Origin of the sequence: Paenibacillus oryzisoli, assembly GCF_001653565.1 — a bacterium.
In the GTDB taxonomy this organism is placed as follows: Bacteria; Bacillota; Bacilli; order Paenibacillales; family NBRC-103111; genus Paenibacillus_E; species Paenibacillus_E oryzisoli.
The window spans coordinates 1-620 of the sequence record NZ_LYPB01000005.1 but is presented as its reverse complement, the minus strand read 5'-3'; the positions used below and the strand labels follow the sequence as shown (position 1 = coordinate 620).

General features: G+C 41.3%; 1 protein-coding gene. It reads left to right on the top strand.

Annotated elements, in window-relative coordinates; all coding sequences use genetic code 11:
- Positions 1 to 620, top strand: a 620-nt coding sequence (locus tag A8708_RS00025; RefSeq protein WP_157264461.1) for an IS4 family transposase, incomplete at both ends; no start/stop codon positions are given.

The window sequence follows — 620 nt, the reverse complement described above, 5'->3', positions numbered from 1 at the left end:
CCTATCTTACAGGATTGCCAGAGAATCTTAGTCGCAGATCGAGCTTATGGTAAGCACGCATGGTTTGATGACTATCAAGAACAAAAAGACCGGCAATACTTTGTTATCCGGCTTCGCGACAATACAACGTTTCAGGAATCCATTCACAGGGAACGAAAAAGACCTTTTGAAGGAACGATTCTTCAAGATTTCACTTGTCTATTGGGTAAGAAAAAAGCACTCACCAGGAACCGATTTCGTGTTGTCATTCTCCATGATCCTAATGGGAATCCTGTCATCTTAGGTACTAATCTGCACTGGCATTCTGCAGAAAAGATCGCGGATATCTACAAGCAGCGGTGGCAGATTGAAGTGTTTTTTCGTTGGATCAAACAACATCTTAACATTCCGATGCTCTTTGGCACGACGCCAAATGCCGTGTATGGCCAGTTATATACGGCTCTATTGGTATACGTTTTGTTGAAGTTCTTATTTGATCAAGGAAATACAACTGTTCATAAGAGCGCAAGATTGACATTTGTGAATTTTGCCAGGAAATTTTCATTACAGGAATTGCCACCAGAATGGAGGGTGTTCTTATCCAGTGGTGTTATTTATCCTGCCAACATTCCAATATTTGG